The sequence below is a fragment of the Thermotoga sp. KOL6 genome (assembly GCF_002866025.1).
Lineage (GTDB): Bacteria > Thermotogota > Thermotogae > Thermotogales > Thermotogaceae > Thermotoga.
Genome location: NZ_LNDE01000005.1, coordinates 13,274 through 30,796, shown reverse-complemented (window position 1 = coordinate 30,796; position 17,523 = coordinate 13,274). Strand labels below are relative to the sequence as shown.

Here is a 17,523-nt window from a genome sequence, read left to right as displayed (position 1 = left end):
AGATGCCCGGACGAGAAAGGAGAAGAAAAGAAGAACAAATACAAAAGCGATCCCAAGAACGAAAAACGAGAAGCATCGGACCGGACGTTTACGATTCACTGGACAACAGTCTGGTGGTAGAACCAGAAGACACAGATTGGGACGATGAAAGGGAAACGTCCTCCCTAAAAGAGCTCGAGTATAACTTGGAGACCATAGGATACGAACGTCCCCTTCAATCGATAGGATTCATTCTGAAAACAGAAGAAGGATACAGTTTCTTTCCTACGAGAAACCCTATGAATAGGACCATGATCGAGATAATGAACCAAGTGGTACAAAAATTGAACGAAGGAAAAACACTCGAGGAAATTAAAGGAACAATTTCCTCTAAGGGATCCTCCAGAACCAACTTGAAAAAGTTCGGAGTAACCGTAAGAGAAAAGTCTCAAACAATTTCATTGAGTTATTTCACAACTTCAGGAGGAAGGCCTAAGAAAGAGAAACCAAACGCGGAGGAAGTTGCGGTAAATTTTCTAGAAGAGCAGAAGAACAAGATAAAATTTATAAAAGACAATTATCCAAACACCTTTTATGAGAAACTGGAAAAAATTTTTGAGGAATTCATAAAAGAGAGAGGAATTTCTCTGAACGTAAGAGAAAAACGAGAGGTGATGAAGATTGTCAAGAAAAAAATCGAAAGTGGGTATTCGAATCTACATGAATGACAAAGAGTTGGAAAACGTGGTGAAAGAAATCGTGGTGAATCTTACGGTTAATGTTGCAAAAGAGCTTGAAAAACCAGAACTTGCAAACGCGGAAATTCTAGAAAACCTTGATCAAAGAGTGGATAAAACACTTTTGATAGTTGATAATATCGAATTTTTAGATTCTTTGAATAAAAAAGATGTAGACAAAATTTTGTTCTTCGTTGAGAAATCTGTCCCCTCCTCGGTTATAGACAAACTACTTGATTTTCCAATAGCTGGAGTTTTTTCCAAGAAAAACTTCACAGTGGAGTACGAAGAAAAAGGACGATTTGAAGCAAAAGTAAAAGAAACTATAAGAGAACTCATTATGGAAGACTCCAATGAGAAGGATCTGAGGAAGAGGATAGATTGGAAATACAAAGATGTAATGAGCAAGAAGAAAGAAGGAAAAATAAAAGAGAAATTCGTGAGTCTCTTTCTAGATCCGTCCATGCAAAAAACGGCAGAGAAAATTAGATACATCGTCTCGGAGTTGAAAAGAATCTACAAAGAGATAGAAATGGTCGAAGTGTTAAAAGAGCGCTTGGAAATATTGAAAAAATGGAAATCTTCTAACAAACATAATTGGAACGACTTCAAAAAAATCGAAGAAAAATTCAAGGATAGAGGCTTCAGAGTCGTACCTTCTATTTTGATAGAAGGACCAACTGGATCAGGAAAGAGTCTTCTCGCAAGAATAATAGCGGAAAGTTTGTTCGAAACGGCCAGAAGATTCATCAAAGAACTAGATTTCAACGAGTTTTTCTCAAGGGTTTCTGTATTGAACGTGGAAGAATGGGTTGAAACTGAGCTTTTTGGTTCCTCCGAAGGATCGTATACAGATGCCAAAGACTATCCAGGGATATTTTTAAGCAAGGCAGGAGGCGTTGTCTTCTTAGATGAGATCGCGGAGATAGACTCAAAAACTCAAGCAAAGTTGCTCCTTTACCTTGACGACTGGAGAGTGAGACCCGTTGGTCTGTTAGAAACTTTCCTTGCTCCAACCGTAGTCATAGCTGCAACAAACAAAGATCTTTTGGAAGCAATCGATAAAAAATTGTTCAGAGCAGATCTTTACAGGAGATTTCTCTTCAGAATAAAATTGCCCTCTTTGAATGAAAGAAAATCTGATTTCAGACTGTTGATCAGTTTCGTTTTGACCACTTCTCCACACAATACCGGCGAAGTTGAATATATAAGCTTGAAAGCAATCGAGAAATTAGAAAAACACGACTATCCCGGCAACTTCAGGGAGCTTGAGGAAATTCTGAACAACGCCCTTATAAAAGCAAAAATGGCCAAGAGAAACATCATTCTTGAACGTGATCTCGAAATTTAATAGAAGATACCGATCTCCGATTTGTCCCGCCCCATCTTCTCCAGTTTGAAAAATTTCGAAGAGTCCGTAATGTAAAATCTAACGGAATCTTCGTTTTTGTCAATAAGACGTTTTACTTCCATCTTTAATTTCTCGAATTTTCCCGGAGAGATCTCTCCTTCGAGGACGGAGTTTTGAACCCAGTTTAAATACTTCCTAGCAACTTTAAGAATTTTTGCCACCCTTTTTTCGTTCACGTCATAAACCATAATTATGTACATTTTGTCAACTCCACATTGAAGTTGAAAAAGCCGAGTAATTCTGCTCTCCTACGAGATGCTTCTCCAATCTGTGAAGTTCCATTTTGATCAGACCTCTGAAAGACACATAACGGTTCATTTTCTTATGATGAACTGTTTTTCTCAAGAATTTCTCGTATTCCGATAGGAAAAGTTTTTTTCCCTCATCGTTCAACATCAAACCATTTGATATCTTGTTGAAATGCCTTTTTTGAATCCTTTTCAATCGAATCATCGATATTACAATCTTGTCTATTATCAGAGGTTTAAAGAGTTCTGCGACGTCAAGATTCAAAGTGAATCTTCTAAAATTCGTTTCGTGTAAGTATCCTACTCTTGGATCGAGATGAGTTTGATAAATCAAACTCAGTACGGTTGTATACAAAAGAGAGTTTCCAAAGCTTAATAACGTGTTTGCATAGTTCTGGGGAGGCCTTCTCGTTCGTTTTTTGATTCTGAACGCTTCTTCGTCTACAAGACTGTCAAGTAAGCTGTAGTACTCTTCCCTTGCATTGCCTTCGATGGCCATGAGCTGTTCAACTGTGTTAACACTCTCTAGATTCTCTGAAAGCTCTTTTAATTTTCGATACTCAACTTTATTATCTTTCAAAAAACTCATCATCGAATTTAAAGAACCCATTACTATACTCCTAGCAATGGATATTCTTTTTTTATGATCGAGAAAGTGCTCAACCTGCCTCAGTATGAGAAATCCACTGTTGAGAAACTCCCTTGGATAGTAAGTGCCAACATAATAACCTTCTCTGTTAAAAAAGTGAAGAATGATTCTTTTCTGTGTAAGAAACTCTAGTAATCTTTTGTTGAAGTCCACTTCACCGAAAATCTTTATATCCAAGATATTCTCAACGGGAATATATTTTTTTCCCCCTTCGCTTTCCACACATAGGGTGTTCGACTTTCTCCTCAATCTTCCACTTGAAAAAATATAAACACTCTCCATTGTCACCACCTCATGAAAAACAAAAAAGCTCGTATCCACACTTTCTGCAGATACTCTTCCTGGAAGGAGACGGTGGGATATCCTTCGACAGAACTTCATGAATTTGAACAATGATGTTCCTTAGTTCTTTCCTGCTTTCTTCGTCTAACTCAACAGGTATTCTCTTGTCTTCGTTGGGAATAATGATTTCTCCTCTGGCTTTCAGACCTTCCTCTTCGAGCCTCATTAAGTAATAAAGAAGCTGGTATCTTGCTCCTTTCACAGATGCAGAAGACTTTTTAACTTCTCCAACGATCCTCATGCCATTCTTCTCAAAGAGAACATCTACTTTCATTCCTGGAAGTGTGAGACCAGAATTGTATTCTTCATGGATAAATCTTCCTAGTTCCAAATAGGGATTACTCTGATCTGGAACAACATTTCTCGACATGAGCCAAGCTTGTCTTTCGCAGTTCACATAACTTAATATGATTGTCCCTGAGATCAAATTACCACTTCCTTGGAACTCTTCGTTCTCAAGCCTTTGATAGGGTCATACCAGTTTCGTAAAAGGTTCTTCGGAATAACGATCATACCGAGGAAAATTTCGGGATATGACTCATCGCTTTCAACACGAGCGTTCACTATGTAAGGTGTCAATTTCTTGAAAAACACTTTAGCAAGATTGAATTTTTCCCACTTTCCCGATTTTTTCTCTGATATTTTTTCCCATTCTTCTCTGAAGGTTTCATATACACTTTCTGCGCCTTCATCAACTAAGACAAGGAAGGGAACAGTCGGTTCTGGAGCAATAAGCTGAAACTCCTTAAGCTTTGAAAAGTTCAAGTCTCGAAAATGTCTCAACAGGTCTTTTTTGTCTGGATCCCCTAATCTTCTTATTTCCTCAAAATAAGCTTCTACCATCCCGAGAAAATCTTTCTCTTCCATGAATTTTCTTCGTTCTAAAAAACTCTTCGAAACTTCCGTCAAAAAGGTGCCGTAAACGTATTTGGAGAAGAAAATCCCTCTGTCATCTTTTACCGGAACTACTATCACTTCCCCTCTTTCATGCTCAAAATGTCTGTTACATCTCCCCGAAGCCTGAACGATGCTATCGATGGGGGCAATATCTCTTATCACTCTCTCAAAAGAGATATCGACTCCTGCTTCAACTACTTGCGTAGAAACGCAAACATCATATTCACTTATTTTTTTAATACGTTTCGAACGATCCTTGGGTACCACTCTCGAAGAGAGGAAACATATCCCTAAACCCATTTCCTTCAGAGAATCGTATACTTCTTCTGCTTCCCTTATCGTGTTCGTGATAATAAGTGTCTTCTTTCCATCTTTCAATTTTTCCTCGATGAATTCTTTAAATTCATTGAAAGTCATTTCGTTTTCCACTCTGAGAGCGACTCTGTTCAGTTTAGAAAAATAGAAGGACTTATTCGCGAGTACCTCTTTTGCATCTTTCAAGAGAGCAGGTTTCGTTGCTGTAGAGAGAACAATGGTAGTTCCCAACTTAGAGAGAAATTCCAAAACATTCTCAACAATAGCCCAGTACTCATAAGGAATGGCCTGTACTTCATCTAGTATCAGAACTGAATTTGGTAATTTGTAGAAAAATGGAATTTTTTTGAAAGTGATCAGCGATTCAAGAAGGGAGACAAAGGTGGTAACTACGATCCTCGAATGCCATAGATCGATCAACAAGTCTTCCACTTCAGAATATTCTTCAGAAAACTTTTGTTCTGCCAGATGGTGAAACGGCATGACAAAGAAAGGATCGTTGGTTTCAAAAATATCCTGAATCCTTTCCACGGTCTGTTCGATTATGTTGATAAAGGGCAACGAGTAGATTATGGTGGTCTTATCCGACACGAGTTTACCCGCAAAGATCAAATTCCCGATGGTCTTTCCTATACCTGTTGGAGCACTTATTGCGTACACACCTGGAGATTCTAACTTATACTCCTTTATTTCCCTCTGGAAAGCATCCCTGAGCTCGTCTATTTTACTTTTTCTCTCCATACGAGATAAATAGCTTTCAATTTTTGTGAGATCGTAAGGAGGAAGGGGAGGAAGAGGGTTTTCTCTTAAAACAACATCTTCCCTGTCAGAAGAAACGAGTATGGACATGAAAATATGTAAGAGAAAGTAATCTGCAATGTTCTTGTCTCCAAAGATGGAAAACTCATCCATACATCTTTGCACTTCTTGCACTGTTTCCTTCAGCTTGAAATCGCCCAACCCATTTTTTTCTAGAAAATCTCTCGGAATAGATTTCAACTGATCCTCGAGAAAAATTTCATTCACTTCTGAAAGAAAACCCTCGAAAGTTCCGTGATGTCTTCTTACAATTTCAAAGCCGAATATTCTGAGTTTGCTTGGAAGACCTTGTGATTTGTGAAAGAAAAAAAGAGCAGATAAGAGCGAATGGTTTTTCTTTTGCGGGTGTCCCTTTCCCTGATCCAAATATGTTTGGAAATATTTGGTAGCTTTTCCAAGATCATGAGAGGTCGCAATAAGAGATAGGAATTGTCTCAATGTTTTCTTCTCGAAGCCAAAAAGTTCTTTCCAAGGTACATTCATCCTTTCAAACTTTTCTAAAGCTCTTTTTTCAACACCTTTCAGGTGATCGACGAGTTTTCTATCAACATGTGAACGTATCACATCCAGACAATGTTCTGATCCGCTACCTTCCATACTTCTCCCCCTTCCACCTTCAAAGGCGATAGATCCTTTTTAAAAACATAAACCACACTTTCAATCAATTCTCTGTTCTCGTTCATCTGTCTTGTAACTTTCTCATAAACCAAAAATTGCCCAGGTTCTGGTACAAGTTTCGTATCTCCTCTCGCCACAGTGTGAACCTCACACGGGGGCTCAACAGGAACGGCTTTGAATCGTCCCACAAAATCGATTCTTCTAACTATGAAGCTGGCCACTCCCAAATAAGGAGTAAAAATCGTTTCTCCATTCCTGAGAAGATTTTCCAATCTGTAAAAATCTTCATCTTCCCAACTGAAGAAGATCCTGTATAGGGGTTCTTTCAGAAGCTGAAGGCTTATTCTGACCCTACTACCTCTGTCTTTTGTTTCAACAAAATTCGTCCCCATTCTCAAAAATTTCAAAGGACTTTTTATCTGAACAGCCACGTTCGCATTCTGAAGCCTTTGAATGTCCCTGTAGCCAAGGATACATCCTACAAGGCCCAACACTGTGGGCCTTGGAGGAAAGGGAAGAGTATAGGAGGAGGTGGTGGTATACCCCCTCCTGAAAAGTCCAAAAGGACCAGATACATCGAAAACGATTACTTCCATTCTCACCACCCCAGTTTCTTCAACGGAAATTCAGAAAACACATTTTCAAACGTTTTTTCTTCGCCATTTACAGACAGGGTCAAAGCGGGATCGATCGCGTATTCTATTCTCTCTATCTTTTCTTTGAGGGATTCAAGCGAAGAAACCAAAGGCGATACCTCGAGTTTTAACTCTCTCACATCCCTAAGCTCTTCATCTTCCTTTTCGGACAAGACTCTTACGAGATAGTCAAGTTCTCCACAGTGATAGTTCACCCCTTCTTTGTAAACAACCCTCATTAAGAGTCTTGGATTGTGCTCCATTTTAGACCTTGTGATAAGATTTTTCGTACCTATCCACATACCTTCGAGAAGTTTTGAAACGTCTTCTTCCGTGAGTTTTGTTACAGCAGCCGAATGCTGATTGACGACACCATAGAAAGCAATCAACGCATAAGGCACTAATTGATCCTCTCTGAAACTTCTCTGTTTTGATTCGCTGGAAGTAGCAAACGCAGCCGTTCCCTGTACCGTCATCATTTTCACTCTGTGAAGACTGGTTCCGTATCTGAACTGAACAGGTCCTACGATCGATGTTTCACTCGCACCGCTTTTCTTCTGGGGGATAACCGCTCCAAAGAGTCTGATGTCTATACATTTCTGACAAGCGTCTTCCAAATTTTCGATCTTGAGAGTTTTTACCCTCTTGTCTGGAACTTCCGCTTCTCCAGAAACCCACAAAGTTTCATTGTAATAGTCTGCAAGATAGTCCCTCACTGTTCTTTTGAGTCTAACATCTGTCACAAAAAGCTTAGATGTTTCATCGTCAAATCTTGGCCTGTTTTCATCGAGAGGGTCCCCGTTAGGATTGGCCCATTTTACATCGTAGATGAACAGAATTTCACTCCTGTTCTTCACTGGATTCACTCTCATCTACCCCCTTGAAGAATATTCTTCCGAGCGACATACCCGTAACGAAAACAAAACTGATCTCCTCCGGAGAAGCTCTCCAATTACCAGCTTCTATAAAGGATCTCGAAGTTTCTTCCAAGAGTTCCTCAACTTTCTTACTCATACCTTCGTAAGCTTCAAGCTTTGATCTGATCTCTGCAAGTAATCCTTCAACATCCTGTTTCTTGAGTTTGAGACCCTTCAATTTCTTCATGAACGCTTTCGAGTTTCTTTTGGTTTGCTGAAGATACAGTAAGTATTCGGTCAAAACCCCTTCAAGGAAAACGGCTTTTTTCCAAGGTTCATCGAAAAATTCTGCGTATTTGGAGAAGAAACCGTTGGGTTCCACATGGTTCCCCCCTTTCAGAGTTTTTAGGCGCTTCAAATAGACGTAAATAGCAAAGGCTTCAATGGCGGATTTGTATCTTGTATCCCTGAGAATATCTCTTCTCGCCTTGGATAGAAGAAATCTAATAAGGAGCTTTTTATCGAATGTTCTTTCGGAGAAAACAGCATCGAAAAGCGCATTGAAAAGATTTTTTGCGTCTTCAAAGAAAGAATTAATGGTACGGAAATTTACGTTTATTTCATAACCGTCTTCTTTCATCAGATTTTCTATTCTTTCTGACTCCTCTAAAATTTCTCTGATTCTTGTGGGAGAGACATCTTCCGAGTGGAGGATTATTCTTTCCGCTTGCTGTTCTTTCTCAATGACCACCAGGTCGTAAGTTGCCCTTTCTTCAGAAAGAGCTCTCTCTATTCTTCGTTCTAAACGAGCGAAACTGCGCAACTTTGATTCATTTGCTTCTTTTTCAAGAGAAATTTTTTCCACAATTCTCTTTAGAATATTCGCTGAAACTCCACCTGGAATAATCCAAAGTATTCTTCCGTCGAAGAAAGCAAACGAAAGTTTTTCATCTATGGATCGTCTTGCTTTCATCAAAGTTTCTTTACAAGCAGGACAGATTCTTATGGGATCTTTTTTTGAAAGATATGGAGTGAATCCTGGCTTATCAAAAGTGGCAAATTTCACGACATCGCTCAACTTTAGATTTGCAGTCCGATTGCCACAAATGAAGCAAACAGTTGGTTTTCCTTTGCCAGCTTTCTCCTTTTCATCAAAAGCTCTCAGAATTTCTGGAATTTCTGCCGGTAGTTTTCCATCAACCATTACAGTTAAAAACACATTTTCTTTTTTGTCTACTTGCTCCATCTTTTTACTAAGTTCGCTCAGTATTTTACTTTCTGAACTCTTGAGTGCTGAATGTATATCCTTCAAAGTAGGATAATTGAAGAAACCGAGGAGCATTTTAAAAGTCTTCTCAGGAGATGTTTTATCTATGAATTTTGCGGTAGGCCCCTTGGAAAAAGAAAAATTCCCCTTTTGACTCTTGTAAAGAAACACTTTTGAATCTCTTCCCCCTGGATTCTTTTCCACTAAAGTTAGTCCATCAAACTTGTAACCTTCCGGAGTCTTTGTGAGCTTGATAGCGATCAGCTTGCCATCTGGTACTTCCTCTGCAAAAGGCGAATAGGAAACTTCAGAAACCTCACCAAGAGAAATTATCTTGTTAAGCAGCTTCATCACCTCCTTTTATTCAAACTATCCGCTTTCTCCTACAACAATATAACTTTTGCTCCTCTGAGGAGGTAACAACTCTTTGATGAAAGCGATTTGAGTGGTGTTTCTATTCCTCTAAGGAAGTACTGAAACGTAGTAGTTCTCAAAGTCAAACACGCAAAAGGTCTTGTTTCCATCTCTCTAAGGAAGTATTGAAACTTGGAACAACGGTGTCGATGTATATATCCGTAGCATGTTTCCATCCCTCTAAGGAAGTATTGAAACAGGAGAACACGAAGCAGAAAGACTCTTGCAACGGTTGTTTCCATCCCTCTAAGGAAGTATTGAAACTGCAGAAGCATCGAGGAATTTGCAAAATACTTGAAGTTTCCATCCCTCTAAGGAAGTATTGAAACAACTATGAAAAAAGAGTGTGTTGACAGATATGTTGGTTTCCATCCCTCTAAGGAAGTATTGAAACGCGCCCACCAAGAAGAAGCAGAAATCGAAGAAGAAGTCGTTTCCATCCCTCTAAGGAAGTATTGAAACTAACAATGTAGCTTTATATAACAATCTTCCATCCTCAGTTTCCATCCCTCTAAGGAAGTATTGAAACATGGATGACCTAATAGACTTCCCGGTTTCAGACACCGTTTCCATCCCTCTAAGGAAGTATTGAAACAGAAACGTAATAGTTAGTTCATTTGACATATATGAAGTTTCCATCCCTCTAAGGAAGTATTGAAACTGGAAATATTTAGGTCCAGAATAGGCAGTAGTTATGAGTTTCCATCCCTCTAAGGAAGTATTGAAACAACAAGTTTAGAGCGACTTGGAAAGGACATTTTGAAGTTTCCATCCCTCTAAGGAAGTATTGAAACTTGGTAAGGAATTTTATCTTGAAAATGATGTAGCAGGTTTCCATCCCTCTAAGGAAGTATTGAAACTTTACTACACCGAAGGAGTTGCCGAAGGAAGAATTGGTTTCCATCCCTCTAAGGAAGTATTGAAACTGTATCAGAAATCGAAATACCGATCATAACAAAAGAAGTTTCCATCCCTCTAAGGAAGTATTGAAACTTATTTCCAAGGACGAAGAAAAGGACGAAGAAATAGGTTTCCATCCCTCTAAGGAAGTATTGAAACCCATCTGATTCGTAAGAAATTATAGAACATAGATGAGTGGGAAGTCAAGGGAAGAAGGAAAAAAAGGACAAAGTGGGAAGATGAGACACAAAAACAAAAGATGATACCGGAAGTTGTATGTGATGGAAAAATTGAATAATGGAATATGAAACGAATATCCTATCACAAGAGATACAAAGCACTATGAATTATCAACACCTAAAACGGGCTGTTTTTGTTCAAAAAGGTCTCTTTCAAAAAAGTTCCACAATTCACAAGATCAAGAAAGAAGTTTCACATTATTGTGTTAAATTGAAATGTCTCTTTTCTCTTCGAGAGTTGTTTTTCAGATATTATGATCACTATATTCACTTCTTCATATGTTTTAGTTCACACAATTATTCTTTTTTCATTGCATACTTTACTTTTCGAAAATGGCATAAAACACTCCTGTTACCGGTAATTGCATACTCTGTATGCTTCTCACCACCACCCTTTCCGCAATACCTAAGCTTGTGAATGATTGGAACAAATAGAGGTTTAGTGAATAAAATATAATTATTGTTAGTTAATAAATTTGTCTCTAACATTCCCCTTAAATATTTTATTGCAAGATCTCTCTTAGCTTTTCTTCTATCTTTCTGGCAACTGCGTCTAAAAATCTTTCTGAATAGTATTTGCAGTATGCTTTCATATAAAGAGTGCCTTTCTCAGTTGTAATCTCAATTTTAACGCTATCCTTGCTTCTACTCACTTTGAAACCGTTCCCGGTATGGCGTTCAGAACTTCCCGTTAAGTGCAAACGATCGATCCAGGGAAGCTTGGATATTTCTTCAATGATCTTTTCAGATTTTCTCACCGCCTTTTGCCCGTGAATTTCAAATCCTACAAGCTTTTCTTCTGGCGGGTTTTGAGAATAAAAGATCGGATCATCGATTACGGAATAATCCCATTCCACGCTTTCAAGGTAAATCAACGCTATCGGATTTAAAGCCACCAAATCTTTTCCATCGACGTGTACTCTATCCAAGAACATTTTTAAACTCTCATCGATTTCTCCCCAGCTCCTATAACCACTCATTTTCAGAAAATCCTTGAGTTCTAAATCAAAGGCTGCGTCCAACAAAGCGAAAACTCGTTTGTTTTTTCTATAGATTTCTTGATCCAAAGTTATTGGTAGCGGTGGGAGTGTCACCATGTGATTAAATCTTTCAAATCTGTAGCAAACAGGAATTTTAAGAGCTTGCCCAAGAGCAACCGCATAGGCAATTTGTGCTTTGTAACCTCCCGTTGCATTGATAACAATTCTATTCAAATTCTGATTTGAATATTTCGCCATCTCCCTGACAAGATTTCTGAGCCCCTTGGTTTTGAATTCGTGCTCGTCTGAATCTTTCAAACCTTCTATTCTCACAACTTGAACGTTTTTGAAATCAACTCCGTGCTTATTTTCTAAAAAATAAATTTTCAGAACTTCGCCTATTTTAGCTCCTTCTTCTGTGTCGGAAACGAAAAGAAACAGATTCTCCCTGAAGTCAACTATGCCCCTCTCTACTAAACTGGTCATGGAGTTAATCTCCGCTCCTAAGCTTCTGTCGTTCAACGGATCGTTTCTTCTTAAAAGAAGCTTCGCAAGATCGTGCAAGTTGTTATTTTCATAGAATCTTTTTGCCTCTTCTCCCAACGATCCTTTCATTATGTTCCCAAGAAGACTGGCTCCCACTGTACAGATGACGCTATCTTTCACCCGTTGATCCCCCTTTCAATGCAACCATACCGAATCCCATACTATTTTTCTCCCCAAAACCCGCTTCGTATCCAATTTCAATGAGTTTTTTAGTGCCTTTCACCTTGAATGGAAACACGACGGCACGAACGAAGGAATTCTTAATCTTTATCCTTTTGGTTATCTTCCCTTTGGAATGGATGTAATCCCAGTCTGGTATTATCTCAATATCTCCCTTTGGAGTTTCACCATAGAAAATTTCATACTTTCTCACTAGATTCTTCTTGAACACTTCGTAGAATCTTTCATCTTCTGGTGTCAAATAGGTGTGAACCAACTTTCCGTATTTGTCTTCTGGAACACTCAGTACAAGAGGTGATATCATTACAAATTGATATTCCTCAAGATCTGGCAATCTCTTTTCCACTTCGACTTTTTGAACGATGAACTCACTACTCCCCAACCTAACAATTGGGTTTTCCATGAGCGCAGAAAACAGGTATCTGACGAAATCCACAAGGGGTGATGCTATGAACCACCAACCTTTACCTGGAAAAACATGAATACAAGTTCCTTCCACCTCTTTGTGTTCAAAGAAAAGCTGGGAGAACGTGAAAAATTTAAATCTTTTTCCGTACCCAAATTTGTGGAGAAAACTGGCAAAATGTTCGTTCTGAGAGGCTATCTTGCTATAGATGAAACTGGAAAGAAAATAGTTGTAGTTGATAGGAATTCGACACTCCGGCACCAGGAAGGTTATCTTAATTCTCACAATCTCAACTCCTTCAAACCTTATGTGAATATTTTATCATAAAACCTTTCAACGTAAGACTTTCAATTTTTTATTTTTGAATACTGTTATAATAAACCCTTTGTTGAAGATGATATGAACTCCGTTTAGTTTTTCTTGATTTTTGAATCTTTTTCCGTATCCAGAAAATATGAGACCGCCTCCTTTTGCCTTTCCCTTCATGCCATGTCTCAAAACGAAAAGTACTTGATTTTTCGACAATCCCAACCTTTGAATATCCTTTTCAGCTCTCCTCGTGAAACCTATCACCTCGGTGATCACAGTCTTCACCTCCTTTTTATCCATGTTTACACGTACACTTTCCTTCCAACTCGTCCTTGTCTTTTATCCATCATTCGCTTGTACCTATCTTGCACTTTCTTTCGAGGCTCCATACATCATCATGTTTTTACGTACACTTTCCAATTTATAAAAAACCCCGCCAGAGGCGGGGTGTGTTCTTTACTCTACGAGCTTAAAAGGTCACATAAGTGCCTTTCTTTTTCACAAATTCGATGAAACGTCTATAAGTTGAATGTTTAGAAAGTGTTTTGGAATCACCAACGGTTATGAGTTTCCTCTTCGCTCTAGTGAGAGAAACATTGAAACGTCTCAAGTCTTCCAGAAAACCGATTTCCCCTTTCTTGTTCGATCTCACAAAAGAGATGATGATGACTTCTTTTTCTCTTCCTTGAAAACCATCCACGCTGTGTACTTCAACCTTCTCATCAACGAGGCTCTTTATCAGATCGACCTGGTCATCGTAAGGGGTGATCACTCCTATCCATTCCTTTTTTACACCCATCGAAAGAAGTTTTTCCACTATCTCTTTTACAATCTCTGCCTCGAGTGGATTTTCCTTTGAAGGAGAGTCTTTCCTTTGCCTTTCAAATCTGTTTTCGTTCTTCGACGTATCGATGAACACGAGAACATTCTTCGGTGAAAGGACAACATCCCAAAATTTACCAAAATTTGGAGGTTCCACTCCAAGGTCAAGGAGTGTTATGTGTTTTACGCTTTCATCTGCTTTCAATTCTCCATCGTAGAACTCGGTGCTTGGGAATTCCATGAGAAGCTCGTTCATGCGGTATTGTGTATCCAAAAGCACAGATTTCTCAGGATACTTTTTTATGAGTTCTTCGAAGAGGGTACGTGATAAATCTTTTGCTTCCTCTGAAAGAATCGTCGGTGGAAGTTGTTTATGATCCCCAGCCAAAACAAATTTCTTTCCTTTAGAAATGGGTATGAGAATACTAGGAATTGTAGCTTGAGATGCTTCATCTACGACTACTACGTCAAACAACACTGGTGCAATGATCTCAAGAGCTGAAGACGAGTTGGTTGAGAGTACCACCTGAGATTTTCTCACTATCTTGTTGGCTATGGTTTCTTCTCGCTCTTCGATGTTTTCTCTCAATTGTCGTATCTGATCGTTCAGCTTTATCCATTCGGCCATTTCTTTAATTTTCTCTCTGGAGACACCTCTCACACTCCAATTTTTCTCAGCGTATTCCAAAATCTTTTCGTCACTGAGACCTCTCCTCCATTGAGGAGACGGCTTGGTGAACTTGTCTCTTTTCTCAACGAGTTTGGCGAGTTTTTCTTTCATTTTCATTACTTCGGCGTATTCTTCACTTGATTCAATCTGATGAGCAAGTGTTGATTCTTTCAGATGAACGGAAACACGCGAAGGATGGCCTATTCTCACGAGTGAAACTCTTCCCCAGAGTCTCTCGACCAAATTGTCCACCGCCAAATTACTTTCTGCTGTTACAAGGATCTTTTTTCCACGTTTTACCTCCTGAACAATGTACTCCACCAGAGTTCTGGTCTTGCCGGTCCCGAACGGGCCGTGCACAAGGAAAAAATCGGAGCTACCGAGAGCGAACGATATCGCCTCTCTTTGACTATCGTTGAGACCTTCGTCAAGTGGGGTGAAAGATTCCTTCTGTGAGTCTTTCGGTTCTCTCTTACCAAGGAGAAACTCAAGAACTCTTTTTCCCTCTGGTGAAAGATCCCTTAGATTCTCTATCTGTCTTCTGAAAGTGATATCACTTGCAAACAAATCAACTCTGATGTTCTTGAGCTTCCAAGGAGGTAACCTATCAACGGCGATCGTGATGAATCTGGTTCCCTTCTCTACAACAGTTCCGGTGTAGTCGCTCTTCAACGGATTCCCTTTGCTTATCAACACGAGATCTCCAACGCTTATCTCCGTATCTATTTCCCTTCTCCTACCAAATCTCACAAGAAAGTACCCAAGCTCTTCTCCTACAAATTTTCCGTTCAAGCCCAGTATGGCTCTCCCTTTCTTCTCCCTTTCTTCTCCGGAGAGACGTTTTATTTCATCGATCATAGCGGATATTTCTGCGTTTCGCTCGAGTTCAACGAGCTTTATGAGTTTTTTGATAAAATTCTGAACCGTCATTCATGTATCACCTTCATTTTCGGTCCTTCTTGTAAGAATTTTCCTCTGAATTTTTCCTCCTTCAACATAAGGTGACTGTCAAGATCATGAAACTCAAAAGCGCCTGTTCCGAGAGCAAAATGAACGCTTTGATTTATTCCAAGACTAGACTCTCCCATACACCCTATCATGAGCTTCAATCCCGTTGATTCTGCTATCTTCACAATCGCAAGAGCATCGGAAATTCCCGATTTCATCAATTTTATATTCACGTAATCCACAGCCTCCTCCTTAACAAGCCTCATCACGTCGAATTTCGTTCTCGCAGATTCGTCCGCCGCCACCGGAAACGGAGAATGATACCTCACGAATCTTAATCCTTCTATATCTTCTCTTCTCACAGGTTGTTCAAAAACAGCTACATCCACTCCTGCTTGATAGATCTTTTTGGCAAATTCTAAGGCTTCTTTCGGTGAATATCCCATGTTTGCATCCACGATGTACCGAGCTCCTTTTGTTACTCGGGCTATCTCCATCATCGCCTCGATGTCTTCCTTCAAATTCTCTCCCACTTTCACCTTTATAACTCTGAAACCTTCTTCGTATATCCTTTGAGCTTCTTTCATTCGATTTTCTATCGTATCGATTCCCACAGTTTTGTCTGTTTCTATCTCCTCCTTCATCCCTCCGAGGATATTACACACTTCCGTGTTCCATTCTTGAGCTAAGGCATCCAATACTGCGAATTGAACGGCTGCCTTCAAACTGGGAAAAGCAAAGAGTTTGTCGGTTACAGAAAAGATCGTTCCGTAGTTTTCAACCTCTTGCCCGATCAGCATCTCTTTTACAAAGTTCTCCAGTGATAGGATCGCCTCCACTTTTTCACCGTTCACTCTGAAAGAAGGAGAGGCCTCACCGCATCCTCTTATTCCACTCTGAAGAACGATTTCCACTTCAACATTCTTGGTTTCCGAAGAGATACTCCCCGTTATGTGGAAAGGCTTTTCGTACTCATACTTTCTGAGAGAAAACTTCACATCAACGATCTTCGACATAATCACACCTCCTCGAATTCTAAGACCTCTATTTTACTCTCAAAAGGAACCTTTCCGAAATCGTCTTCCGCCTCTCCTATCTGGTTGTCAGTTGGGTCGTTTCTGAAAAATCGTGTTTTGGGATCGAAATCTTTCATGAAGTCATCGTTCGCCACCATTCTGAATCCGTCTAAGTTCCCAAAGTAGAATCTTCTGAAGGATTCGATATCTTTCCTTGCGCCTCCGAAAGACAGGTCTGCTGGTAGCCAACCGTACGGTTCCACGTAAAAGAGAGCCCAGTCGTGTGGGGAAGCGAAAAGTGGGTTTATGTACCATCCGGATTGCCACCTTGCGGGAACACCAGCGATTCTACACATGGTGATGAAGAGAAGCGCTTGAAAACCGCAATCTCCTTTTAGGTTGTTCACAACGAAGTCCGTGATATTTTCGTAGAGAGCGTAAGGTTTCACATATGAATAGCGGACATGATAGGTGATCCAATCATAGATTCTTTTTGCCTTCAAATAGGGATTCTTCTCATCATCGATGACATTTTCAGTGAGTCTTTTCAGCTTTGGAGTAAAAACAATGTGGGGTAGTTCTTCCTTCAGAAACTCCTGGAATTTCCCACTTTCCCTAACTTTTTCCGGATCGATGTTGTTCACCCATTCCCTCACAACGTACTCGAATTCTACGAAAAATGTATCCCCTTCCCCTTCGAAATAGACCGTTCTTTGAGGAACTGAATTGGGAGCCAAATAGAAATCTTTGTGACTCGTTCCCAAAAGATTTACTCTATCAATCTGATGACCCTCTTTCGGGAAAGGAAGCCAAACGCGGCACTTGCCGACACTCTTCTTCAGCTTCATTGTAATACGAGCCCTTACATGATAGGATTTCGGTGTCTCGCCTTCCACAAGAGCTTTGAGGCGTTCATGAAGAATTTCTCTGGACCTTTCTCTTAACTCGTCCTTTCTCATTCTCTTCTTGTACTCTTCTTTTGCAAAGGCCAAATTATGAACGAATCTTCTTTCAAACATTCTTTTCCCTTCGACAAAGACGTAATCCAAAGCTCCCTCTTTCAAGAGCTGATGATATTCATCTTCAGAAAAACTTTCAAAGGTCTCTTTGAGTAGTTTCAAAGCGGATTTCTCGTCATAAGGATAGTTTTCAAGGAGTCTTTCAATTCGTTCTTTTTCGTACAAAAGTCTTTTTCTCTGCAACTCTGGAATGTCTTTCTCGAGGAAGATGTCGATCAACCTCCTGGCTGCAGAAAAGTTACCCAACATTTCCTCTCTGAGTATCTCTTCTGGTAAACTGTAGATCAGAAACTCCATAAT

Annotated in this window: 15 protein-coding genes and 1 CRISPR repeat array; of the genes, 2 read left to right on the top strand and 13 right to left on the bottom strand. The window is 39.6% G+C overall.

The window, feature by feature from the left end:
* The first annotated feature begins 2 nt into the window (after positions 1–2).
* Entirely contained in the window at positions 3–707 is a 705-nt protein-coding gene (locus AS005_RS08720) for a hypothetical protein (protein ID WP_101511330.1), read from the top strand.
* The gene (locus tag AS005_RS08715) at positions 661–2,067 is read left to right on the top strand and encodes a sigma-54 dependent transcriptional regulator (RefSeq protein ID WP_101511329.1); all 1,407 of its coding nucleotides are present in this window, start codon (positions 661–663) and stop codon (positions 2,065–2,067) included. The genes AS005_RS08720 and AS005_RS08715 overlap by 47 nt, the downstream gene beginning before the upstream one ends.
* On the opposite strand, the gene cas2 is transcribed toward AS005_RS08715, so the two are convergent.
* From cas2 to AS005_RS08650, 13 genes are all read right to left on the bottom strand, one after another.
* Positions 2,064–2,327, bottom strand: coding sequence for a CRISPR-associated endonuclease Cas2 (gene cas2, locus AS005_RS08710; RefSeq protein WP_101511328.1), 264 nt, complete (start codon positions 2,325–2,327; stop codon positions 2,064–2,066). The two genes, AS005_RS08715 and cas2, sit on opposite strands and share 4 nt — an antisense overlap.
* Before the next feature lie 4 nt (positions 2,328–2,331).
* Entirely contained in the window at positions 2,332–3,306 is a 975-nt protein-coding gene (gene cas1b, locus AS005_RS08705) for a type I-B CRISPR-associated endonuclease Cas1b (RefSeq protein ID WP_101511327.1), read from the bottom strand.
* 10 nt (positions 3,307–3,316) lie between these two features.
* The gene (cas4, locus tag AS005_RS08700; protein WP_101511326.1) at positions 3,317–3,793 is read right to left on the bottom strand and encodes a CRISPR-associated protein Cas4; all 477 of its coding nucleotides are present in this window, start codon (positions 3,791–3,793) and stop codon (positions 3,317–3,319) included.
* Complete coding sequence (locus AS005_RS08695; protein ID WP_101511325.1) at positions 3,790–5,994, bottom strand: CRISPR-associated helicase/endonuclease Cas3; 2,205 nt, start codon at positions 5,992–5,994, stop codon at positions 3,790–3,792. The genes cas4 and AS005_RS08695 overlap by 4 nt, the downstream gene beginning before the upstream one ends.
* Positions 5,958–6,611 carry a type I-B CRISPR-associated protein Cas5b gene (gene cas5b / locus AS005_RS08690; RefSeq protein WP_101511324.1) on the bottom strand — a complete coding sequence of 218 codons (654 nt, stop codon included), beginning with the start codon at positions 6,609–6,611 and terminating at the stop codon, positions 5,958–5,960. Before cas5b ends, AS005_RS08695 begins: the two co-directional genes overlap by 37 nt.
* Before the next feature lie 2 nt (positions 6,612–6,613).
* Positions 6,614–7,522 carry a type I-B CRISPR-associated protein Cas7/Csh2 gene (gene cas7b / locus AS005_RS08685; protein WP_233186304.1) on the bottom strand — a complete coding sequence of 303 codons (909 nt, stop codon included), beginning with the start codon at positions 7,520–7,522 and terminating at the stop codon, positions 6,614–6,616.
* Entirely contained in the window at positions 7,491–9,125 is a 1,635-nt protein-coding gene (locus AS005_RS08680) for a TIGR02556 family CRISPR-associated protein (RefSeq protein ID WP_233186303.1), read from the bottom strand. Before AS005_RS08680 ends, cas7b begins: the two co-directional genes overlap by 32 nt.
* Before the next feature lie 99 nt (positions 9,126–9,224).
* Positions 9,225–10,247: a CRISPR direct-repeat array (repeat unit 30 nt; unit sequence GTTTCCATCCCTCTAAGGAAGTATTGAAAC).
* 583 nt (positions 10,248–10,830) lie between these two features.
* On the bottom strand, positions 10,831–11,973 hold the full coding sequence (locus tag AS005_RS08675) for a putative CRISPR-associated protein (protein ID WP_101511322.1): 1,143 nt from the start codon (positions 11,971–11,973) through the stop codon (positions 10,831–10,833).
* On the bottom strand, positions 11,963–12,724 hold the full coding sequence (cas6, locus tag AS005_RS08670) for a CRISPR-associated endoribonuclease Cas6 (RefSeq protein WP_101511321.1): 762 nt from the start codon (positions 12,722–12,724) through the stop codon (positions 11,963–11,965). Before cas6 ends, AS005_RS08675 begins: the two co-directional genes overlap by 11 nt.
* Before the next feature lie 48 nt (positions 12,725–12,772).
* Positions 12,773–13,024 carry a hypothetical protein gene (locus tag AS005_RS08665; RefSeq protein ID WP_101511320.1) on the bottom strand — a complete coding sequence of 84 codons (252 nt, stop codon included), beginning with the start codon at positions 13,022–13,024 and terminating at the stop codon, positions 12,773–12,775.
* A gap of 193 nt (positions 13,025–13,217) precedes the next feature.
* Positions 13,218–15,170, bottom strand: coding sequence for an IGHMBP2 family helicase (locus AS005_RS08660; protein WP_101511319.1), 1,953 nt, complete (start codon positions 15,168–15,170; stop codon positions 13,218–13,220).
* Positions 15,167–16,204: an L-Ala-D/L-Glu epimerase gene (locus tag AS005_RS08655; RefSeq protein WP_101511318.1), complete on the bottom strand. Its 1,038-nt coding sequence runs from the start codon at positions 16,202–16,204 to the stop codon at positions 15,167–15,169. The genes AS005_RS08660 and AS005_RS08655 overlap by 4 nt, the downstream gene beginning before the upstream one ends.
* Positions 16,205–16,206: 2 nt before the next feature.
* Positions 16,207–17,520: a transglutaminase-like domain-containing protein gene (locus AS005_RS08650; RefSeq protein ID WP_101511317.1), complete on the bottom strand. Its 1,314-nt coding sequence runs from the start codon at positions 17,518–17,520 to the stop codon at positions 16,207–16,209.
* Between the last annotated feature and the right edge of the window lie 3 nt (positions 17,521–17,523).